This window comes from Streptomyces sp. NPDC006450, assembly GCF_040612195.1.
GTDB lineage: Bacteria > Actinomycetota > Actinomycetes > Streptomycetales > Streptomycetaceae > Streptomyces.
Genome location: NZ_JBEXPT010000035.1, coordinates 34,090 through 54,555, shown reverse-complemented (window position 1 = coordinate 54,555; position 20,466 = coordinate 34,090). Strand labels below are relative to the sequence as shown.

The window sequence follows — 20,466 nt, the reverse complement described above, 5'->3', positions numbered from 1 at the left end:
GCAGTGGGGCTGGGCGTCGCCGCCCCGGCCCAGGCGGCGCCCGCCGCCGAGGCGCAGCACGCGGGCCCGCAGGAGCGGGAGTTCCGGGCCGAGCGGGGACGCCGCTCCCGCCGCCCGAACATCCTGTTCATCCTCGGCGACGACCTCGGCTGGGCCGACCTGTCCTCCTACGGCTCCCCGCACATCAAGACCCCGAACCTGGACCGGCTCGCCCGCCAGGGCGTCCGCTTCACCGACGCCTACTCGGGTTCCGCGACCTGCTCCCCGACCCGCTTCAGCCTGTACACCGGCCGCTACCCGGGCCGGGCCAAGGGCGGGCTCGCCGAGCCCATCGCCGACACGTCGGTGGGCCTGGAGCCGACGCACCCGACGCTGGCCTCGCTGCTGCGCGGCTCCGGATACGCGACCGCGCTCATAGGCAAGTGGCACTGCGGCTTCCTGCCGGACTACAGCCCGACCAGGTCGGGCTGGGACGAGTTCTTCGGCAACTTCAGCGGGGCCCTGGAGTACTACTCCAAGCTGTCCGGCGACGGCAGGTACGACCTCTACGAGGGCGACGCCGAGTACAAGGACCTGCGCTACTACACGCGGATCCTGACCGAGCGCGCCGGCGAGTACGTCTCCCGCGACCACGGCGGCAAGCCGTGGCTGCTGAACCTCAACTTCACCACCCCGCACTGGCCGTGGATCGCCGACGGGGACACCGAGGCGAGCGCCGAGGTCACCCGCCGGATCAAGGCCGGCGACCGGCGGGCCCTGTGGCACGAGGACGGCGGATCCATCGAGAAGTACCAGCAGATGGTGGAGGACCTCGACCGCTCGATCGGCGAGGTGCTGCAGGCGCTGAAGCGCTCCGGCCAGGAGGAGGACACCCTGGTGTTCTTCTCCAGCGACAACGGGGGCGAGCGCTTCTCCCACAACTGGCCGCTCACGGGCAACAAGTCCTCCCTCCAGGAGGGCGGCATCCGCGTCCCGAACATCGTGCGCTGGCCCGCCCGGCTCGACGGCGGCCAGGTCAGCCACGTGCCGGTCTTCACCCCGGACTGGACGGCCACCCTGCTGGAACTGGCGGGCGCCCGCGCGCACCCGGCGTACCCGCTGGACGGGGTCAGCCTGGCGGGCTACCTGCTGCGCGGCGAGAAGGTCGCCGAGCGGAACCTGTTCTGGCGGGTGCGCGGGGAGCGGGCGCTGCGCCGCGGCGAGTGGAAGTACTACCGCGGCAAGACGGGCCGCGACCAGCTCTTCAACCTGGCCGGAGACATCCGCGAGCAGGCCGACAAGGCGGCGCTGGAGCCGGCCCGGCTGGCCGAACTGCGGGCGGCCTGGGAGAACACGAACGCGGGACTGCTGCCGTACCCGGGCTGATCACGCCCGCGGTGACCCCCGGGCGCGATCCACAGCCTGTGGAAAACCGCGGCCCGGGGAAAGCCGTGGACCGCTGCCCGCAGCAGGCCGTGGACCGCTCACTCGGCGGCGGAGGCCGCCGTCGCGGTGACGGCCCTGCCGTCGCTCCCGGTGAGGGTGAGGGTGTCGCCCTGGATCCTCCAGTCGAGGGGGCCGCCGCCGAACAGCTCGGTGAGGGCCCGCTCGACCTCTCCGGGGCCGCCCTCGCAGGCCATCCGGGTGCTGGTGAGGGGGCCGACGGTGAGCTTGTCGCCCTCGACCGAGGCCGTCGCGTTGAAGCGGTTGCAGCCGAGGTTGCCGCTCACCGTCCCGTCCGCGGCCACCGTGAAGCGGGCCCGGCCCTCGGCGCCGGCGGGGACCGAGGAGGCGGTCTCCCCCTTGATCAGGGAGTCGACGGTCCACTGCGTGGCGACGAGCGGGGCGGCGGGGGCCGGGGGCTTGGAGTTCAGGGCGATCGCGTTCCCGTCCGAGGTCTTCAACGTGATCTTCTCCTGGGCCTGTTCCACGGTGAGCGTGCCCCGGAACACCTTGGCGAAGGCCGTCTCGAACGGCAGGTCGGGGCAGGCCATGTCGGTGTGGGAGCCGGGTGTCACGGTCATGGTGGCCGCCGAGTCGAAGACCACCGCGGCGGTGAAGCCGTTGCAGCCGTAGTTGCCGGTGGCTTCGGCCTCGTAGCCCTTGCCGCGCTCCACGGACAGCCGGGCGGCGGCGGGAGCGCGCAGCACCTTGCCGTCGACGGTCAGGCTCTCGACCGACCAGGGTCCGGAGAACCCGCGGGCGGGGTGCGTCCCCGGCGTGCCGCCGTCGTCACCGCAGGCGGTGGCGGTGGCGGACAGCGCGAGTACGGCGACCAGGGCGGCGGGGAGGAGCGGCAGCGTACGCATGCCGGTGGGACGCGGCCGGCTGCGAAGCGGTTCCCGGATCAGCTCATCAGGGGGAGCAGCGCCGACAGGTCGGCGCGCTCGCCGCTGGCTCGCACCTGGGCCCCGTCCAGGGCTTCGGCCCAGCTCGTACGGCCGGTGGCGAGCCGGATCCAGGTCAGCGGGTCGGTTTCCACCACGTTCGGCGGGGTGCCGCGGGTGTGCCGGGGCCCCTCGACGCACTGCACCACCGCGAACGGCGGGACCCGGAACTCCACCGCCCCGCCAGGAGCCTTGAGCGCGAGGGCGTCGGCGAGCAGCCGGGTGCAGGCCGCGAGGGCCTGGCGGTCCACGGGGATGTCCACTCCGGTCGCGCGGCGCAGGTCGTCGGTGTGGACGACGAGCTCGACGGTGCGGGTGACCAGGAAGTCGGCCAGGGTCATGGCCCCGATCCACAGGTCCAGCACGCGGCTGCCGGGGTTCGCTTCGAGCGCCTCGGCCAGGGCGGCGCCCGCCCGGTCGAAGAGCTCACCGAGCGGGGCGCCCTCCAGGGTCTCCTTGGCCGCCTCGGCGATCTTCCCGGCGAGGGAGGCCGTCGCGAAGGGCCACTCCGGGGCGGTCAGCTCGGCGACGATGGCGGGCGGCCGGCCCAGGCCGGCGGCCAGCGAGTCGGCGATCCACGCGATGTGCGCGGCCAGCTCGGCGATCGACCAGTCCCCGACCCCGCTCGGCCGCGCGAGCTGCTCGGCGTCCAACTCGCTTACGGCGTCCCGTACATGCCCGAACTGCGCGAGGACGGCCGCGCGGGTCTTGGCCTGGTCGTAGGTACGCGGCTTCTTCTTGGCAGGCGGCATGGGCCGACCTTACGCCGTCCGATGCCCCGGGGTCCGGACACCGTCAGGTCGTCGGGGCGTCGGGGAGGGAGGTCGTGCACCCGGCCTTCGCCGCCGCCCGCAGGGCCGCCTCGCGGGCCAGCGCCGCCAGGGCCCCGGGCTCCCCGCGGGACGCGAGGTCCCCCTCGCGCACGGCGGTCACCCGCAGGGAGGTCACCCCGGCGGACTCGGCCGGGTCCGCGCACTTCGCGGTCACCGCGACGCTGCGGGACCCGAGGTCGAACCGGCTCTCGCCCGGCGCGGCGTCCCGGGAGGAGGCCACCTTGAGCGAGAAGTACTCCTCCATCACCTCCTGGCCCTCGAAGGTCACCGCCCGGCGCAGCACGCACACGTGGCCCCCCGTGCCGGTGGAGTCCACCCGGTCCGCGAACCCGCCGAACCGCATCACCGCATCCGGGTCCACCAGCCCCTGGCAGGCCCGGGTGATCTCCGCCCGGCTGTCCTGCCGGATTCCCTGCCGCTCGTGGACGAACCAGCCGCCCACGGCAAGAGCGGCCGTGCACACGACCAGGACGACCACCCCGCCCGTACCGAGCCTTCGGCCCCTGCTCCCGGACATCCGGTCCCCCCTGCCCCTGTGGCCGCCACCCGTGCGGACGTCCTGCCGGAACGGACGAGCCCCCGCCCGGAAAGGTTCCGGACGGGGGCTCGGGGAAAACGGCGGATCAGGCGAGCAGCGCCGGGATCGTGCCCTCGTGGGCGGTACGGAGCTCGGCCAGGGGGAGCGTGAACTCGCCCTGGATCTCGATCTCCTCGCCGTCCACCACACCGATCCGGGTCGCCGGCAGGCCCCGCGCACCGCACATGTCGGTGAAGCGGAGCTCCTCGCTGCGCGGGACGGCCACGATGGCGCGGCCCGCGGACTCGGAGAACAGGAACGTGAAGGCGTCCAGCGCCTCCGGCACGACGATCCGCGCACCGTTGCCGCCGCGCAGGCAGGACTCGGTGAGCGCCTGGATCACGCCGCCGTCGGACAGGTCGTGCGCGGCGTCGATCATGCCGTCGCGCGAGGCCGAGATCAGGATGTCCGCGAGGAGCTTCTCGCGGCCCAGGTCCACCTTGGGCGGCATGCCGCCGAGGTGCTGGTGGACCACCTCGGACCAGGCCGAGCCGCCGAACTCCTCGGCGGTGTCGCCGAGCAGGTACAGCAGCTGGCCGGCTTCCGCGAACGCCATCGGCGTACGGCGGTTGACGTCGTCGATCACACCGAGGACCGCCACGACCGGGGTCGGGTGGATCGCGATGTCGCCCGTCTGGTTGTAGAGGGAGACGTTGCCGCCGGTCACCGGGGTGCCCAGCTCCAGGCAGCCGTCCGCGAGACCGCGGCAGGCCTCGGCGAACTGCCACATGACGTCCGGGTCCTCGGGGGAGCCGAAGTTCAGGCAGTCGGAGATCGCGAGGGGCTTGGCGCCGGTCGCGGCCACGTTGCGGTAGGACTCGGCCAGTGCGAGCTGCGCGCCCGTGTAGGGGTCGAGCTTCGCGTAGCGGCCGTTGCCGTCGGTGGACATCGCGACGCCGAGGTTGGTCTCCTCGTCGATGCGGACCATGCCGGCGTCCTCGGGCTGCGAGAGCACCGTGTTGCCCTGGACGAAGCGGTCGTACTGGTCGGTGATCCAGGACTTCGAGGCCTGGTTCGGCGACGAGACCAGGGCCAGGACCTGCGCGCGGAGCTCCTCGGAGGTCTGCGGGCGGGGCAGCTTGCCGGCGTCGTCGGCCTGCAGCGCGTCCTGCCAGGAGGGGCGCGCGTACGGGCGGTGGTAGGTCGGGCCCTCGTGGGCGACGGTGCCCGGGGGCACGTCAACGATGAGCTCGCCGTGCCAGAAGATCTCGAGGTGGTCGCCCTCGGTCACCTCACCGATGACGGTGGCGATGACGTCCCACTTCTCGCAGATCTCCATGAAGCGGTCCACGTGCTGCGGTTCGACGATCGCGCACATGCGCTCCTGCGACTCGCTCATGAGGATTTCCTCGGGCGAGAGCGTCGCGTCGCGCAGCGGGACGGTGTCGAGGTCGACGCGCATGCCGCCGGTACCGGCGGAGGCCAGCTCGCTCGTGGCGCAGGAGAGCCCGGCGCCGCCGAGGTCCTGGATGCCCGCGACCAGCTTCTCCTTGAAGATCTCCAGGGTGCACTCGATGAGGAGCTTCTCCTGGAAGGGGTCGCCGACCTGGACCGCCGGACGCTTGGTCGGCTTCGTGTCGTCGAAGGTCTCCGAGGCGAGGACGGAGACGCCGCCGATGCCGTCGCCGCCCGTGCGGGCGCCGTAGAGGATGACCTTGTTGCCCGGGCCGGAGGCCTTGGCGAGGTGGATGTCCTCGTGCTTCATGACGCCGATGCATCCGGCGTTCACGAGGGGGTTGCCCTGGTAGCAGGCGTCGAAGACGACCTCGCCGCCGATGTTCGGCAGGCCGAGGCAGTTGCCGTAGCCGCCGATGCCCGCGACGACGCCCGGCAGGACGCGCTTGGTGTCGGGGTGGTCGGCCGCGCCGAAGCGCAGCGGGTCGACGACGGCGACCGGGCGGGCGCCCATGGCGAGGATGTCGCGGACGATGCCGCCGATGCCGGTGGCCGCGCCCTGGTAGGGCTCGATGTACGACGGGTGGTTGTGCGACTCGACCTTGAAGGTGACCGCGTACCCCTGGCCGACGTCGACGACTCCGGCGTTCTCGCCGATGCCGACGAGCATGGCGTCGTTCTGCGGGACCTTCTCACCGAACTGCTTCAGGTGGACCTTGCTGCTCTTGTACGAGCAGTGCTCGGACCACATGACGGAGTACATGGCGAGCTCGGCGCCGGTGGGACGGCGTCCGAGGATCTCGCGGATCCGGGCGTACTCGTCCTCCTTGAGGCCGAGTTCCTTCCAGGGCTGGGAGGCGTCCGGGGTCCCGGTGGCGTTCTTGACGGTGTCGAGGCTCATGCGCTGACCAGCTTCTTCAGGACCGAGGTGAAGAACGGGAGGCCGTCGGTGCGGCCGGTCCCGATCAGCGGCTCGACCGCGTGCTCGGGGTGCGGCATGAGGCCGACGACGTTGCCCGCGGCGTTGGTGATGCCGGCGATGTCGCGCAGCGAGCCGTTGGGGTTGACGTCCACGTACCGGAAGGCCACGCGGCCTTCGGCCTCCAGTTCGTCCAGCACGCGCTCGGCGGCCACGTAGCGGCCGTCCATGTTCTTGAGCGGTACGGAGATCTCCTCGCCGGCGGCGTAGTCGCCGGTCCAGGCCGTCTCCGTGTTCTCCACCCGCAGCTTCTGGTCGCGGCAGATGAAGTGCAGGTGGTTGTTGCGGAGCATCGCCCCCGGCAGCAGGTGGGCCTCGGTGAGGATCTGGAAGCCGTTGCAGATGCCGAGGACGGGCATGCCGCCCTTGGCCTGCTCGATGATGCTCTCCATCACCGGCGAGAAGCGGGAGATGGCTCCGGCGCGCAGGTAGTCCCCGTAGGAGAAGCCGCCCGCGAGGACGACCGCGTCGACCTGGTGGAGGTCCTTGTCGCGGTGCCAGAGCGATACGGGCTCGGCTCCCGCGAGGCGCACGGCGCGCAGCGAGTCACGGTCGTCGAGCGTTCCGGGGAACGTGACGACTCCGATGCGAGTGGTCACCGTCAGGCCTCGACCTTCACGGTGAAGTCTTCGATGACGGTGTTGGCGAGGAAGGTTTCGGCCATCTTGTGGATGCGGTCGAGGGCGGCCTGGTCGACCGGTCCCTCCACCTCCAGTTCGAAGCGCTTCCCCTGGCGGACGTCGGCGATCCCTTCGAAGCCCAGGCGCGGCAGTGCACGCTGCACCGCCTGGCCCTGGGGGTCGAGGATCTCCGGCTTGAGCATGACGTCGACTACGACGCGTGCCACTGGCACTCCCGATGAGGTGGTTGGTGCGAAGGCGGTTCCCTCAGCGTACCCGGCCGAAATTTCTACGCGGGTAGATATCGCCCTTGTACGATCCTCCGGACGATTCTGCTTCACCAACGCTTCGCAAAATCCGCCGGAAAACCACGCGCCCGGCATTGCGGCGGGACACGCGGAGACAATTAACTGGGCTTCGCAATGCAATGAGAATCGGGGTACAAAGGATTCCTCCGCTGCACCGGCATTTTTCGGTGCACGGCGACGCCAGAAAGATGCATTCCTCCGAAACATCCACACAGGCGACATCACCGCTCCGTCCGCGCACGTCAGCGGGGAGCGGCGTCGCGCGAAGGGACCGATATCCGTGGCGCAGCGCGTAGTAGTCACGATCTCCGACGACATCGATGGCGGAGATGCATCGGAAACGGTCGTCTTCGGGCTGGACGGTAAGTCGTACGAGATCGACCTCAATGTGGCCAACGCAAAGAAACTGAGGAAGAGCCTCGCCCCGTTCGTGGCCGCCGGCCGCCGGCAGGCCCGCTCCGGGAAGACCTTCAAGCACACCGCCATCGCCCCCGACCCGGCGGTCGTCCGGGCCTGGGCCCGCTCCAACCAGCTCGACGTCCCGCCCCGCGGACGCATCCCGAAGAAGGTCTACGAGGAGTACAACGCCGCTCACTGAGTGCCGATTTGCCATCCACCCCCACCGGTCCGCTAGTGTGTGGATCACGCCAAGGGGCGAGGCCACAGGTCGGACCCCGAAGTCGTGCGGGTGTAGTTCAGTAGCAGAACATCCCCCTTCCAGGGGGAAGGCGCAGTGTGCGATCCCTGTCACCCGCTCTGCTCGCTTTACCGACCACGGTTGTGGATCAGGTAGAGTGATGCACGCATCGCGCGGCAGTTTTGCCGCGAGAGGCATGCGGACGTAGCTCAGTTGGTAGAGCACCACCTTGCCAAGGTGGATGTCGCGCGTTCGAGTCGCGTCGTCCGCTCAGCGTACGAAGGCCCCGGTCATTGACCGGGGCCTTTGTCGTATGTCCTGTTCCGTCCCGGGTTATCGGGAGATCCATGACAGGTGTCATGGCCTCCCCGGCCCGGCGGCCGCGAGACTGGGGCCATGAAACTCAGCGGCTGGTGGAAGAACCGCAGCAGCGCGGGGAAGGTCGAGCTGTACACGCGCTGGTCGTTCCACTTCTTCGTGGTCATCGAGATCGTGTCGATCGGACTGGCCGTGGGGGGCTCGTCGGCCGGAAAGGGCTCGGCGATCGTCCCGGTCGCGCTCTTCGTGACGGTGGTCGCGCAGTCCCTGCTCGTCGGTCTCCTCTCCTCCCGGTCGCTCGACTGGATCCTGGGCCGGCGCGAGCGGCCGGTGCGGCTCGCGGTCGCCGTCACCGCCCTGACCGCCGCCGCCACCCTGGGAGTGCTCGGCCTGCGCGCGGCCGGCCTCACCGGTGACCCGGCGGTGGCCCCGACCCTCGTCGCCGGCATGACCTGCTTCGCCGGCGGCACGCTCGTCCTGTGCCTGCGCAAGGTCCGGCAGATGCGCTACGTGGCTCCGGCCACGGCCGCCTTCGTCGGCCTGGCGTCCCTCGCCTTCGGCATCTCGGCGGGCGAATCCGCCGGTCTGGCCGTCGGGGTGCTGCTGACCAGCGCCTTCCTCTGCTTCGCCTGCGGGTTCTCCGGCTGGCTGCTCGACACCGTGTGCGAGCTGGACCGGGCCCGCGAGGTGCAGGCGCAGCTGGCGGTGGCCGAGGAGCGGCTGCGGTTCGGCCGTGACCTGCACGACGTGATGGGCCGCAACCTGGCGGTGATCGCCCTCAAGAGCGAGCTGGCCGTCCAGCTCGCGCGGCGCGAACGCCCCGAAGCCGTCGACCAGATGATCGAGGTCCAGCGGATCGCCCGGGAGTCCCAGAAGGAGGTCCGCGACGTGGTCCGCGGCTACCGGGAGGCGAACCTCGCGGTGGAGCTGGAGGGTGCGCGCGGAGTGCTGCACGCGGCCGGGATGGACTGCCTGGTCGAGTACGAACAGGGCCGCGAACTGCCCGCCGAGACCCAGTCGGCGCTCGGCTGGGTGGTGCGCGAGGCGACGACGAACGTGCTGCGGCACGGCGACGCCCGCAGCTGCGTGATCCGGCTGACGGCGGGCCCCTCGGGCGCGCTCACGCTGGTGGTGGAGAACGACGGGGCCCCCAAGGCCCCGGCCGGGCCGCCGGGCTCGGGGCTCGCGGGTCTGCGGGAACGGCTCGCGGTGCTGGACGGCACGCTGGAGGCCGGCCCGGTGGACGGCGGCCGGTTCCGGCTGCGGGCGCAGATTCCCGGCCCGGCGGCCGGGCCGATCCGAGAACTGGAGGCGCGGGCATGAGCCCCGTACGCGTACTGCTGGCCGACGACGAGCACCTGATCCGGGGCGCGCTCGCCGCGCTGCTGGGGCTGGAGGACGATCTGCTGGTCGTCGCCGAGGCCGCCTCGGGGCCGGAGGCGCTCGCGATGGCGCGGGCCCACCGGCCGGACGTGGCGGTGCTGGACCTGCAGATGCCGGGGGCCGACGGTGTGAGCGTGGCCACATCCCTGCGGGCCGAACTCCCCGACTGCAAGACCATGATCGTGACCAGCCACGGCCGGCCCGGCCACCTGAAGCGGGCCCTCGCCGCGGGCGTACGGGCCTTCGCGCCGAAGACGGTCTCGGCGCAGCGGCTGGCCGAGCTGATCCGGACCGTGCACGCCGGAGGGCGCTATGTGGACCCGGAGTTGGCGGCCGACGCGATCAGCGCGGGCGACTCCCCGCTGACCGCCCGCGAGGCCGAGGTGCTGGAACTGGCGGGGGACGGGGCGCCGATCGCGGAGATCGCGGAGCGGGCCTCGCTCTCCCCGGGGACGGTACGGAACTACCTGTCCTCGGCGGCGACCAAGCTGGGCGCCGAGAACCGGCACACGGCCGTGCGTCTCGCACGGTCCCGGGGTTGGGTATAGTAGTTCTCGCGCTACGGCGCACCTGCGGACATAGCTCAGTTGGTAGAGCACCACCTTGCCAAGGTGGATGTCGCGCGTTCGAGTCGCGTTGTCCGCTCAGCAGTGAAGAAGCCCCGGTCCTCGGACCGGGGCTTCTTTCGTTCCCGGGGACCCGGGCGCGGGAGAGGGGCCCCGTTTCCGGGGCCCCTTCACCGTTTCGCCTCAGGCCCAGGTAAGGCCGGTGAGGCGCTCGTAGGCCTCCACGTACCGGGAGCGGGTCTGCTCCACGACCTCCTGCGGGAGGGCGGGCGGCGGGAGTTCGCCCTTGGAGTCCCAGCCGGAGGCCGGGGAGGACAGCCAGTCGCGGACGTACTGCTTGTCGAAGGACGGCTGGCTGTGGCCCGGCTCCCACAGGTCGGCCGGCCAGAAGCGGGAGGAGTCCGGGGTCAGCACCTCGTCGGCGGCGACCAGGTTGCCGTCCTTGTCGAAGCCGAACTCGAACTTGGTGTCCGCCAGGATGATCCCGCGGTCACGGGCGATGTCCCGGGCGCGGCCGTAGACGGCGAGGGTGGTCTGGCGCAGCAGGGCGGCCGTTTCGGCGCCCTGGGTGCGCGCGACCTCCTCGTAGGAGACGTTCTCGTCGTGCTCGCCGACCTCGGCCTTGGCGGCCGGGGTGAAGATCGCCCCGGGCAGTTCGGAGCCGTCGACCAGTCCCTCGGGCAGGCCGAGTCCGCAGACCGTACGGGTCTTCTCGTACTCGGCGAGGCCCGAGCCGGTCAGGTAGCCGCGGGCCACGCACTCGACGGGGACCATGTCGAGGTTCCGGCAGACCAGGGCGCGGCCGGCCCAGTCGGCGGGGGCGCCGGCGGGCAGCTCGGTGCTGATCACGTGATTCGGGACGAGGTCCGCGAGCTGGTCGAACCACCACAGGGAGAGCTGCGTCAGGATCCGGCCCTTGTCCGGGATCTCGGTGGGCAGCACCCAGTCGGCGGCGGAGATGCGGTCGCTGGCGACCATGACGAGGTGGCCGTCCTCGTCGCGGTAGAGGTCGCGGACCTTGCCGGTGTGGAGGTGGACGAGGCCGGGCACCTGGACCGGCTCGGGCTTTTCGACGAATCCGGGCACGGAGTCTCCCTGTGGTTCTGTACGAGCGCGCGGCCCATTCTCCCGCACCTGACCACGACCGCGGACAACGGGTCCGCAGGTCCCGCGGTCAGTCCCTCTTGCAGATGCGGTCGAGGAGGTTGGCGGTGGCCCGCTGGACCCGCTCGTCCACGTGCCCGGGGCGGTCGAGGGCCGGGGACCAGGCGAAGGTTCCCGACGCGAAGACGAGCGCGCCGCTGGGGGCCCGGTAGAGGGAGGTCTCCTGGTGGCGGCGGTGGCCGTCGCCGTCCTCGTACGGGGAGTGCGCGAGCAGGATCCGGCTCTGGTGCTCGGGGAGCTGCGTGCGAGGGAAGTACCGGTCGGCCTCGCCCGCGACCAGGCCGGGCAGTTCGTCGTTCTCGGCGGCCCCGGTGGAGTCCCAGAGCCAGTGCGTGGCATTGCGCACGATGAGGGGCGCCGGCTCGGGAACCCGTCCCGCGTACTGGATGCCGAGCAGTTGCTGCTCCGGACGGTCCACCTCGCGCCAGAGGCTCGGGCGGCCGGGGCCGCGGCGTTTTCGGCAGGTGAGGAGCCGGTCGTCCACCCCTGAGGGCGAGGGGGAGAGCTCGACCTGCCAATACATCGTGTTGGCGGAGAGGAAGACGAGCGAGGTGCCGTGGTCGCGGGCGCGCTCGACCGTGCGGCGCATCGGGCCGGACCAGTACTCGTCGTGGCCGGGGAAGACCAGGCCGCGGTAGCGGGTGGGGTCGACACGGCCGGCGTGCAGGTCGCGGGCGTCGGCGTAGGCGAGGTCGTAGCCGTAGCGCTCGGCCCAGCGGATGAAGTCATAGGCGTGGCCCACATGCAGGGGCAGGCCCGCGCCGGCGTAGGGGCGGTCGAAGGAGACGGTGATGGCGGCGTCGCGCTCGCCGAGCAGCCGGCCCTCCTCGTCCCAGGCGTGGTAGAGGCTCGCGCCCGTTCTGCCGTCCTCCGGGTAGAGGTTGTAGGCCTGCCAGGTGATGTCGGGCAGCAGGAGCAGCAGGTCCGCCGGGTGGTCGTCGCGCACCGTGAAGGGGATGTGCGAGCGGTATCCGTCGGCGGTCGTCAGCACCGCCACGTAGGCGCCGATGCTCCAGTACGAGGGGACCTGCAGCCGCCAGGACAGCCACCAGTGGTGGCAGGAGACGGTGCGGTCTGCGGTCAGGGGCGCTGGCTGGACGATCCCGGAGAGCCGGGGGCTCGTGGTGATCTTGGAGGCGCCGTCGCCGCCGTAGTGCCCGATGCGGTAGACGTCCACGGAGAACTGCTGGGGCGGATCCACGGTGATGTGGAAGTCGATGGCCTCACCGGGAGCGACGGCACCGGTGGAGGTGAAGCCCTTGATCTGCCGGTGCACGTCGTCGGCGGTGCGGGGGCCTCCCGCGCCACGGGCGCGGGGGATCTGCTGCCCCGGCCCGGCGGCGACGGCCGGGTCCACGTACCAGGGCACGACCTGCCCGCTGTCGTCGTAGTAGAGCTCGCTCCCCCGGAACCACGGCAGGGGACCCTGACCGAAGGGATCGGTCACCGCGTGCGCGAGCGCACCTGACTCCCAACGCCGGATCTGCTCCGCACCCATACCGCTGCTCCCCTCCCTCGCTCCCCCGAATGCCGCGACCGATCCCCAGCACATCACATAACGCACGCACTCCGTCACCGTTCGTCGCGAAAAGTTCAACGGGGATCCCGCGTACGGTCGGTCCTGGGGCTCGGGAGGCCTGAGAGGCCGCAGAGCACGGGCCCGGCGCTAGACCAGGCGGACCGGCTTCTCGGGGCGTACGCCGACCTCCGCGAGCCAGTCCCGGAGCGGGCCGGGGTCCCGGTCCTCCACGAGCGACAGCACCGGTCCGGCGAGATCGGCCCGCCGCACCCCGGCGACCAGCAGGACGGGCCCGTCCAGCCAGTCCAGCCCGGGCTCACCCCCGGCGGAGTCGACGGCGGCGCAGCACACCAGCGCCACGACGTGGTCCGCCAGCAGGTCCCGCCCGCTGCGCGGGGCCTCCAGCGGGAACAGCGGCAGGGCGTCGGCCCCGCGGCCCGCGGCGGCTGCCAGGGCGGGAACGGCCTCCCGCGCCAGGTCACCGCTCAGCCGGCCCGCCAGGGCGTCGGCGTCGGCGTCGGCGAGGTAGGTCAGGACCCGCTCCACGGTGGACGCGGTGGGCACCGTCGAAGCCGACAGGGCGTCCAGTGCGGCCAGCAGGCGGGCCGCCTCGGTGCGCCACTTGCGGTCGACGACCTCCTCCGGATAGGCCGCCCAGTCCACCGGCGACCAGTCCGGACCGGCATGGGCCGGTCCGCCGTGGAAGAGCCGCGCCGCCAGCAGCGAGGCGGCCTCGTCCACCGCACCCGGCCGGTCCAGCAGATCGCACGCCGGGCGTTCGCCCAGCCGCGAGGTGAACCCGTCGGCCAGCCGGTCCCGGCGGGAGAGCTCGGTCAGTGCGGAGACGACGCCCGCGTCCAGGTGCGCGGGCCAGCGGCCCATCCGCCACGCGGGCAGCGCGACGCGGGTCAGCAGCCGGTCCCAGCCGGCGTACGCCAGCCCGACCTGCTCCTGGGCGACGATGCGCAGCGCGTAGTCCACACCCTGTGCACGGTCCGAGGCGGCTGCCGCGACCCCGCGCTCCATCTCGGCGGCGTCCACCCTGCACAGCCGCAGCAGCAGCCGGGCGGGGGCGGCGATCCAGCCGAGGAAGCGACGGCCGCCCACGTCCACGGCGGCGTCGAGGCCCCGTACGAATCCGCGCGCGTCGGCTATGTCCGGGTGCGCGGAGGGACCCGTACCGGCGATGACGGGCGCGAGAACGGCACGGAGCTCCGCGACCCTCATCCACCACAGGAACGGCGAGCCGATCACCAGCACCGGGGCGGCGCCGGGCTCGGACTCCGGGCCACCGGATCCGGCGGCCCCACCTGATATGAGCGCGCGGGCACGGCGGTGCGCCGCGTGCGTGCGGTCCTCCAGCCAGCTGTCGCAGTCGGGCGTCAGGGCTATCGCGGAGGGTGCCGGCACGTCCATCCGGTCCGCCAGGTCCCGCACGAGCCGGTAGAGATCGGGGGCGTCGGACTCCGACAGCGGCACGGTCGGGGTCATGGCGGGGCTCGCCCGCAGCACGACGGCGGCGAAGATCCCGCCGACGAGCAGGACGAACGCGGCGACGGCGCATACGGCGAGGGTCACGGCCGGCCAGGGGTCACCGGCGAGCCGGCCCGTCGTACGGGCGCTCACCAGCACCACGGCCAGCGCGGCGGGCAGCAGCCCGACGGCCAGTGCCCTGCTGCGCACACGCAGCACGGCCAAGGCACGGGAACGCGCGGACGGCGTACCCACTTCAGCGATCGAACCGGTTCCGGACACGGCCGGACCTCACCCCCTCTGCCATGCGGCGGCGTTGCTCACTCCCCCACTGTGACACCAGCCACTGACATCGCAATGCCGGTGGGCCATGTGCCGGAATGAGAGCCGGAATGCTTGCGCCGCACCATAGTTGGGCCGGAGGCGGCCGTCAGGCAGACCGGGTGACGATCACCCGATGGAATGGCTTTGGGTAAAGCTGGGTGCGTTCGAACGAGGCTGGATGCACTCGCACGCGAGCATGCGCGCGGGCCCGGCCGCACCGAGTGCGCACCGGGCCCGCTTCCGTGCAATCCGCTGAACGCCGCCGGTCAGCGGGATTCGGCGGCCTTCGCCGCGATGTCCGTGCGGTACTGCGAGCCGTCCAGCCCGATCCGCCCGACCGCCTTATACGCCCTGTCCCGGGCCTCCGCCAGATCGGAACCGGTCGCCGTCACCGACAGCACGCGTCCGCCCGCGCTGACGACCGCGTCGCCCTCGCTGCGGGTCCCGGCGTGCAGGACGTACGCGTGCGGGGCGTCCAGCTCGGCCACCTCGGCCAGGCCCGTGATGGGGTCCCCGGTGCGCGGGGTCTCCGGGTAGTTGTGGGAGGCGATGACCACGGTGACGGCCGCGTCCTCGCGCCAGCTGAGCGGCGGCAGGGTGTCCAGGGTGCCGTTGGCGGCGTTCAGCAGCACGCTCGCGAGCGGGGTGCGCAGCCGGGCCAGGACCACCTGGGTCTCGGGGTCGCCGAAGCGGGCGTTGAACTCGATGACCCGCGTGCCGCGCGAGGTGATCGCGAGGCCCGCGTAGAGCAGCCCGGAGAAGGGGGTGCCGCGGCGGCGCAGCTCGTCCACGGTGGGCTGCAGGACGGAGGCCATGACCTCCTCCACGAGCTTCGGGTCGGCCCAGGGGAGGGGGGAGTACGCGCCCATGCCGCCGGTGTTGGGGCCCGCGTCGCCGTCGAGCGCGCGCTTGAAGTCCTGCGCGGGCTGGAGCGGCAGCACGGTGACGCCGTCGGTGATGGCGAAGAGGGAGACCTCGGGGCCGTCGAGGAACTCCTCGATGACCACCCGGTCGCAGCCCAGCGCGTGGGCGCGGGCGGCGGCCCGGTCGTCGGTGACCACGACGCCCTTGCCGGCGGCGAGGCCGTCGTCCTTGACCACGTACGGGGCGCCGAAGGCGTCGAGGGCCTCGTCCACCTCTTCCGGGGTGGTGCACACGTAGCTGCGGGCCGTCGGGACGCCGGCGGCGGCCATCACGTCCTTGGCGAAGGCCTTGGAGCCTTCCAGCTGCGCGGCCTCGGCGGACGGGCCGAAGACGGGGATGCCGACCGCGCGCACGGAGTCGGCGACCCCGGCGACGAGCGGGGCCTCCGGACCGACGACGACCAGGTCGGCGCGGAGCTCGGTGGCGAGGCGGGCGACGGCATCGCCGTCGAGCGGGTCGACGGGGCGGAGCTCGGCCACCTCGGCGATGCCGGCGTTGCCGGGAGCGCAGTACAGCGCGTTGACGTCGGAATCGAGGGACAGAGAGCGGCACAGGGCATGTTCGCGGGCGCCGCCGCCGATGACGAGGACCTTCACGCCATGAAGACTAGCCCGCGTTCCCGCGAGTCCTTCGTGCGGGCACCCAAGTCGGACCCCCTACTCGTTCGTATATTCCTCTACAACGGTGGCCCCGAGCTCGCGCACGATCAGGTCGTGTCCGCTCAGTGCGGTGTCGACGAGGTCAGGGTCGTCGGCCTCCGCGACATCGTCCTCGGGGGCGACCGGCGGGGGCGCCTGGTGGGTGGGCGGCTGGTGCTGCTGGGACTGCGACGGCTGGTACGACTGCTGCGGCTGCTGGGACTGCGGCGGCTGCTGAGGCTGCTGCTGGTACGACTGCTGGGGCTGCTGGGGCTGCTGCGGGGCCTGCTGGGCCGGTGGCTGGTTGTAGGCGGGTGCGGGCGGAGCCCCGTAGGACGACGCGGAAACGGGGGCCACGGGCTGGGCGCCCCCGCCGACCACGGCCTCGATCTTCCAGGTGACCTGGAACTGCTCGGCGAGCACCGCCTTGAGGACGTCCTCGCTGCCGCTGCTCGCGAAGTTGTCGCGGGCTCCGGCGTTGGGGAAGCCGAGCTGGAGGGTGGTGCCGTCGAAGCCGGCGACCTGGGCGTTCTGGCTGAGCAGGATCCAGGTGAAGCGGCGGCGGTTCTTCACGGCCTCCAGAACGGCCGGCCACATGGCCTGGATCTGCCCGGCGCCGGCGGCCATGCCGGGTGCCGGGGTCGCGGGTGCCGCCGGAGCGGAGGCCTGGGCGGCCGCCGGGGGAGCTGCGGGTGCTGCCGGGGCGCGGGGGGTGGCCGCGCCCGGCCAGGCACCCGCGGCGGGGGCCGCCGGTGCGGGAGCCGGAGTCGCGGGAGCCGGAGTCGCGGGGGCCATGGCGTGGGCCTCCGGCCCGGGTACGTAGCCCATGGCGGGGGCCGGGGCGAAGGCAGCGGCGGCGGAGGCCGCACCGCCGCGCTCCAGCCGGTCGAGCCGCGCCTGCACGGAACGCTCGTCGTCGAAGGCGGCGGGGAGCAGCACGCGGGCGCAGATCAGCTCCAGCTGCAGCCGGGGCGAGGTGGCTCCGCGCATCTCGGTGAGCCCCGTGTTGACCAGATCGGCGGCCCGGGACAGCTCGGCGGCGCCGAAGACGGAGGCCTGGGCCTGCATGCGCTCGACCACGTCGGCGGGGGCGTCGATGAGCCCCTTCTCCCGGGCGTCGGGCACGGCGGCCAGGATCACCAGGTCGCGCAGCCGCTCCAGCAGGTCGGCGACGAAGCGGCGCGGGTCGTTGCCGCCCTCCACCACCCGGTCGACGATCTCGAAGGCGGCGGCCCCGTCCCCGGCGGCGAACGCGTCCACGACGGCGTCGAGGAGGGTCCCGTCGGTGTACCCGAGGAGCGAGGTGGCCATGGCGTACGTCACACCCTGCTCGGCGGCGCCGGCCAGGAGCTGGTCCATGACGGACATGGAGTCACGGACGGAGCCTGCGCCTGCGCGCACGACGAGCGGCAGCACGCCCTCCTCGACGTGGGCGCCCTCGCGGCCGCAGACCTCGCCGAGGTAGTCCCGCAGGGTGCCGGGGGGCACGAGCCGGAAGGGGTAGTGGTGCGTGCGGGACCGGATGGTGCCGATGACCTTCTCGGGCTCGGTCGTGGCGAAGATGAACTTGAGGTGCTCCGGCGGCTCCTCGACCACCTTCAGCAGGGCGTTGAAGCCCGCCGGGGTGACCATGTGCGCCTCGTCGATGATGTAGATCTTGTACCGGCTGGAGGCGGGCCCGAAGAAGGCCTTCTCGCGCAGGTCACGGGCGTCGTCCACGCCACCGTGCGAGGCGGCGTCGATCTCGATGACGTCGATGGACCCCGGCCCGTTGCGCGCGAGGTCCTTGCAGGACTGGCACTCCCCGCACGGGGTGGGCGTGGGGCCCTGCTCACAGTTCAGGCAGCGGGCGAGGATGCGCGCGCTGGTGGTCTTGCCACAGCCTCGCGGCCCGCTGAACAGGTACGCGTGATTGACCCGGTTGTTGCGCAGCGCCTGCATCAGCGGGTCAGTGACATGCTCCTGACCGATGACCTCGGCGAACGACTCGGGGCGGTAGCGGCGGTACAGCGCAAGGGACGACACGTCTACGAGGTTATCCGGGCCCACCGACAACGGCGGCCCGCGGACCCGCCCGGTCCGCCGTGGCCCGCGCGTGGTCCTGCTGAGCACAGTGCGCGCGTGCATTCCGCGCGTGGTCCCGCTCAGCACAGTGCGCGCGTGCATTCCGCGCGTGGTCCCGCTCAGCGGCCCGGCCGGCCCGACCCGTCCCGGAACGCAAAGCGCCCCCCACGCACCCGCCAGAGCCCACTTACCCTTGCTGCCTTCCGGCCCTGGGGGAGTTGGGTGAGATAGCGCCACGTGAGGGGCTGGCCCCACCCTAGCGGATGGAGGGCCCAGGAATCGAGCCGGACCCCGGCCGGAGCTCCACGCACCCCCGACCCGGACCCCGGCCCGGACCCCGGCCCGGGCCCTCCCGACGATCACGTTCGCGAGCACCCCTCAACGTCTTGTATTGTTTGCCGCGGAGGATTCGCCTAGTGGCCTAGGGCGCACGCTTGGAAAGCGTGTTGGGGGCAACCCCTCACGAGTTCGAATCTCGTATCCTCCGCCATTGCTCTCACCGGGCAATACGTTGAAGAGCCCCACCGCTTGCGGTGGGGCTCTTCGCGTTCCCCCGTCCCGGTCGGGTCTGGTTGATCGCCGACCGCGGGTGGGAGGGGAACGGCATGGTCGTCCACACCGCGGTACCGCTGGGTGTCGAGGCTCCCCGGGGCCGCGGGCGGGTTTGGTACGCCTCGTACGGCTCCAACATGCACACGGACCGGCTCGCCGCGTACATCGCCGGCGGAACGCCGCCCGGCGCGACGCGCTCGTATCCCGGCTGCCGCGACCGCCGGGCACCGGAGCGGTCGATCGCCGTCCAGCTCGACGGATGCCTCTACTTCGCCACCGAGTCCCCCGTGTGGACGGGAGGGAGGGGCTTCTACGATCCGTCGGCGCCCGGCCGCCTGCTGGGGCGCGCCCACCTCGTGACCGTGAGCCAGGTGTCGGACATCGGCGCACAGGAGATGTACAGGGAGCCGGGAACGGATCTCGACCTCGCCACGGTGCTCCGCCACGGCCGCGACGAGTCGGGCAGCGGCCGGTACGAGACCTTGATCTGCCCGGGGACGGTCGAAGGCGTCCCCGTGCTGACGTTCACCGCCCCGTGGTCCCTCCAGGACGTCGAGCCGCGCATGCCGTCCGCCGCGTACCTGCGCTACCTGGCGGGCGGACTGCTGGAGTCGGGCCCCTGGGGACCGCGGGAGATCGCCGACTACCTGTGCGCCTGCCCCGGCGCGACCGGTCACTGGACACCGCGACAGGTGCTCGAACTGCTCACGGGGAGGAGCGGGGCGGAGCGAGCCGCCGGCGCACGCCCGCCGGAGCCCGACGGGCGTCCGACCGGGGACCGCGGGGAGGCTGACGGGGGTGCCGGGGGACCTGGCGGGGGTCCGCGGGGGCCTGACGGGAGGCCGCACTAGCGTGGGGCCATGGACGCGGCACAGGAGTTCGAGACCCATCGATCACGGCTGTTCTCGCTGGCGTACCGGATGCTCGGCTCGGCGGCCGAGGCCGAGGACGCCGTCCAGGACGCGTACCTGCGCTGGCACGGGGTCGGCCCCGGCCAGGTGGCCGCGCCGGGCGCGTGGCTGGCCAAGGTGGTCACCAACCTGTGCCTGAACCGGCTCACCTCCGCCCGGGTGCAGCGCGAGGAGTACTTCGGGCCCTGGATCCCGGAGCCCGTGGAGACCGCTGCCGGGGCGCTGGGGCCGATGGAGACGGCGGAGCAGCGGGACTCGGTGTCGTTCGCCGTGCTGACGATGATGGAGCAGCTGTCGCCGCCCGAGCGGGCCGCCGTGGTCCTGCGCGACGCCTTCGACTACAGCCACCGGGACATCGCGGGCGTACTGGGCTGCTCGGAGGCGAACGCGCGCCAGCTCTACCGCCGGGCCAAGCAGCACCTGGCCGACGGCCGGCCGCGGTTCACCACCTCGCGGGAGCAGGACGACGAGCTGCTGGCCCGGTTCCTGGCCGCCGCGTCCCAGGGCGCGATGGCCCAGTTGGAGCAGCTCCTCTCCGACCAGGTGGTCGTCTGGTCCGACGGCGGCGGCAAGGCGAGCGCGTCGAGCCGACCGGTGGCCGGCCGGGACAAGGCGGCCCGCTTCCTGGTCGGTCTCTTCTCCCGGTGGGTCAACGGCGCGCGGATCGGGTTCACCGAGGCGAACGGCGTTCCCGCGGTGGTCAGCTGGGCGGACGGCGAACTGACCGCGTTCGGGGCGCTGGAGCTCGGCGAGGGCGGGATCACCGGCATCCGGCTCGTCCTGAACCCGGACAAACTCGCCTTCCTCGCGACTCAGCTCCGAGACCTGTCGCAGAACGCCTGACCTGTCGGCGCGGTCCGCGCTGCCCGACGACGCCGGCGTGGAGCGGCGCGAACCGGTGCGCCCTGGGCATGC

General features: G+C 72.4%; 17 protein-coding genes, 4 tRNA genes and 1 other RNA gene. 10 read left to right on the top strand and 12 right to left on the bottom strand.

The annotated features are described in order from the left end of the window. The first annotated feature begins 9 nt into the window (after positions 1-9). Positions 10-1,365, top strand: coding sequence for a sulfatase-like hydrolase/transferase (locus tag ABZY57_RS14140; RefSeq protein WP_356511570.1), 1,356 nt, complete (start codon positions 10-12; stop codon positions 1,363-1,365). A 98-nt stretch (positions 1,366-1,463) separates the two neighbouring features. Here ABZY57_RS14140 and ABZY57_RS14135 read toward each other — a convergent pair whose 3' ends face one another. The 6 genes from ABZY57_RS14135 to purS form a co-directional block, all read right to left on the bottom strand. Then, on the bottom strand, positions 1,464-2,288 hold the full coding sequence (locus ABZY57_RS14135; protein WP_356511560.1) for an META domain-containing protein: 825 nt from the start codon (positions 2,286-2,288) through the stop codon (positions 1,464-1,466). Positions 2,289-2,326: 38 nt separating this feature from the next. Further along, positions 2,327-3,118 carry a sterol carrier family protein gene (locus tag ABZY57_RS14130; RefSeq protein ID WP_356511558.1) on the bottom strand — a complete coding sequence of 264 codons (792 nt, stop codon included), beginning with the start codon at positions 3,116-3,118 and terminating at the stop codon, positions 2,327-2,329. A 43-nt stretch (positions 3,119-3,161) separates the two neighbouring features. After that, complete coding sequence (locus ABZY57_RS14125) at positions 3,162-3,716, bottom strand: hypothetical protein (protein ID WP_356511556.1); 555 nt, start codon at positions 3,714-3,716, stop codon at positions 3,162-3,164. Between the two features lie 106 nt (positions 3,717-3,822). After that, positions 3,823-6,072: a phosphoribosylformylglycinamidine synthase subunit PurL gene (gene purL / locus ABZY57_RS14120; RefSeq protein WP_356511554.1), complete on the bottom strand. Its 2,250-nt coding sequence runs from the start codon at positions 6,070-6,072 to the stop codon at positions 3,823-3,825. After that, positions 6,069-6,749, bottom strand: a complete 681-nt coding sequence (gene purQ / locus ABZY57_RS14115) for a phosphoribosylformylglycinamidine synthase subunit PurQ (RefSeq protein ID WP_356511552.1) — start codon at positions 6,747-6,749, stop codon at positions 6,069-6,071. The genes purL and purQ overlap by 4 nt, the downstream gene beginning before the upstream one ends. Positions 6,750-6,751: 2 nt before the next feature. Then, positions 6,752-7,003: a phosphoribosylformylglycinamidine synthase subunit PurS gene (gene purS, locus ABZY57_RS14110; protein ID WP_008740952.1), complete on the bottom strand. Its 252-nt coding sequence runs from the start codon at positions 7,001-7,003 to the stop codon at positions 6,752-6,754. Between the two features lie 355 nt (positions 7,004-7,358). Between purS and ABZY57_RS14105 the strand changes: the two genes are divergently transcribed. The 6 genes from ABZY57_RS14105 (at position 7,359) to ABZY57_RS14080 (ending at position 10,061) form a co-directional block, all read left to right on the top strand. Continuing rightward, positions 7,359-7,676, top strand: a complete 318-nt coding sequence (locus ABZY57_RS14105; protein WP_356511550.1) for an Lsr2 family protein — start codon at positions 7,359-7,361, stop codon at positions 7,674-7,676. 86 nt (positions 7,677-7,762) lie between these two features. Next, positions 7,763-7,834: transfer RNA gene (locus ABZY57_RS14100), tRNA-Gly, on the top strand. A 79-nt stretch (positions 7,835-7,913) separates the two neighbouring features. Continuing rightward, positions 7,914-7,986, top strand: a tRNA-Gly gene (locus ABZY57_RS14095). A 125-nt stretch (positions 7,987-8,111) separates the two neighbouring features. Further along, complete coding sequence (locus tag ABZY57_RS14090; protein WP_356511548.1) at positions 8,112-9,356, top strand: histidine kinase; 1,245 nt, start codon at positions 8,112-8,114, stop codon at positions 9,354-9,356. Beyond that, positions 9,353-9,964: a response regulator transcription factor gene (locus ABZY57_RS14085; RefSeq protein ID WP_243341173.1), complete on the top strand. Its 612-nt coding sequence runs from the start codon at positions 9,353-9,355 to the stop codon at positions 9,962-9,964. Before ABZY57_RS14090 ends, ABZY57_RS14085 begins: the two co-directional genes overlap by 4 nt. Before the next feature lie 24 nt (positions 9,965-9,988). Then, positions 9,989-10,061, top strand: a tRNA-Gly gene (locus ABZY57_RS14080). A gap of 104 nt (positions 10,062-10,165) precedes the next feature. Here the strand turns inward: ABZY57_RS14080 and ABZY57_RS14075 are convergent. From ABZY57_RS14075 to ffs, 6 genes are all read right to left on the bottom strand, one after another. Continuing rightward, positions 10,166-11,068: a phosphoribosylaminoimidazolesuccinocarboxamide synthase gene (locus ABZY57_RS14075; protein WP_356511545.1), complete on the bottom strand. Its 903-nt coding sequence runs from the start codon at positions 11,066-11,068 to the stop codon at positions 10,166-10,168. An 88-nt stretch (positions 11,069-11,156) separates the two neighbouring features. Continuing rightward, positions 11,157-12,644 carry a N,N-dimethylformamidase beta subunit family domain-containing protein gene (locus ABZY57_RS14070; RefSeq protein WP_356511543.1) on the bottom strand — a complete coding sequence of 496 codons (1,488 nt, stop codon included), beginning with the start codon at positions 12,642-12,644 and terminating at the stop codon, positions 11,157-11,159. Between the two features lie 168 nt (positions 12,645-12,812). After that, positions 12,813-14,420, bottom strand: coding sequence for a hypothetical protein (locus tag ABZY57_RS14065; RefSeq protein WP_356511541.1), 1,608 nt, complete (start codon positions 14,418-14,420; stop codon positions 12,813-12,815). A gap of 308 nt (positions 14,421-14,728) precedes the next feature. Continuing rightward, positions 14,729-15,982: a phosphoribosylamine--glycine ligase gene (purD, locus tag ABZY57_RS14060; RefSeq protein WP_356511540.1), complete on the bottom strand. Its 1,254-nt coding sequence runs from the start codon at positions 15,980-15,982 to the stop codon at positions 14,729-14,731. Positions 15,983-16,042: 60 nt separating this feature from the next. After that, the gene (locus ABZY57_RS14055; protein WP_356511538.1) at positions 16,043-18,049 is read right to left on the bottom strand and encodes a DNA polymerase III subunit gamma and tau; all 2,007 of its coding nucleotides are present in this window, start codon (positions 18,047-18,049) and stop codon (positions 16,043-16,045) included. Positions 18,050-18,239: 190 nt separating this feature from the next. Beyond that, positions 18,240-18,338: signal recognition particle sRNA small type (gene ffs / locus ABZY57_RS14050), an RNA gene on the bottom strand. 152 nt (positions 18,339-18,490) lie between these two features. On the opposite strand from ffs, the gene ABZY57_RS14045 reads away from it, so the two are divergent. From ABZY57_RS14045 to ABZY57_RS14035, 3 genes are all read left to right on the top strand, one after another. Continuing rightward, positions 18,491-18,578: transfer RNA gene (locus ABZY57_RS14045), tRNA-Ser, on the top strand. Positions 18,579-18,693: 115 nt separating this feature from the next. Beyond that, positions 18,694-19,491 (top strand): histone deacetylase, encoded by a 798-nt coding sequence (locus tag ABZY57_RS14040; RefSeq protein WP_356511536.1) that lies wholly within the window; start codon positions 18,694-18,696, stop codon positions 19,489-19,491. A 9-nt stretch (positions 19,492-19,500) separates the two neighbouring features. Then, complete coding sequence (locus ABZY57_RS14035) at positions 19,501-20,394, top strand: RNA polymerase sigma-70 factor (RefSeq protein ID WP_356511534.1); 894 nt, start codon at positions 19,501-19,503, stop codon at positions 20,392-20,394. Positions 20,395-20,466 lie beyond the last annotated feature (72 nt).

What these genes read in the sequence shown, in the direction of transcription:
- ABZY57_RS14135 (WP_356511560.1), bottom strand. Translation starts at nt 2,288, where the DNA reads ATGCGTACGCTGCCGCTCCTCCCCGCCGCCCTGGTCGCCGTACTCGCG.
- ABZY57_RS14130 (WP_356511558.1), bottom strand. Translation starts at nt 3,118, where the DNA reads ATGCCGCCTGCCAAGAAGAAGCCGCGTACCTACGACCAGGCCAAGACC.
- ABZY57_RS14125 (WP_356511556.1), bottom strand. Translation starts at nt 3,716, where the DNA reads ATGTCCGGGAGCAGGGGCCGAAGGCTCGGTACGGGCGGGGTGGTCGTC.
- purL (WP_356511554.1), bottom strand. Translation starts at nt 6,072, where the DNA reads ATGAGCCTCGACACCGTCAAGAACGCCACCGGGACCCCGGACGCCTCC.
- ABZY57_RS14090 (WP_356511548.1), top strand. Translation starts at nt 8,112, where the DNA reads ATGAAACTCAGCGGCTGGTGGAAGAACCGCAGCAGCGCGGGGAAGGTC.
- ABZY57_RS14085 (WP_243341173.1), top strand. Translation starts at nt 9,353, where the DNA reads ATGAGCCCCGTACGCGTACTGCTGGCCGACGACGAGCACCTGATCCGG.
- ABZY57_RS14070 (WP_356511543.1), bottom strand. Translation starts at nt 12,644, where the DNA reads ATGGGTGCGGAGCAGATCCGGCGTTGGGAGTCAGGTGCGCTCGCGCAC.
- ABZY57_RS14040 (WP_356511536.1), top strand. Translation starts at nt 18,694, where the DNA reads ATGGTCGTCCACACCGCGGTACCGCTGGGTGTCGAGGCTCCCCGGGGC.
- ABZY57_RS14035 (WP_356511534.1), top strand. Translation starts at nt 19,501, where the DNA reads ATGGACGCGGCACAGGAGTTCGAGACCCATCGATCACGGCTGTTCTCG.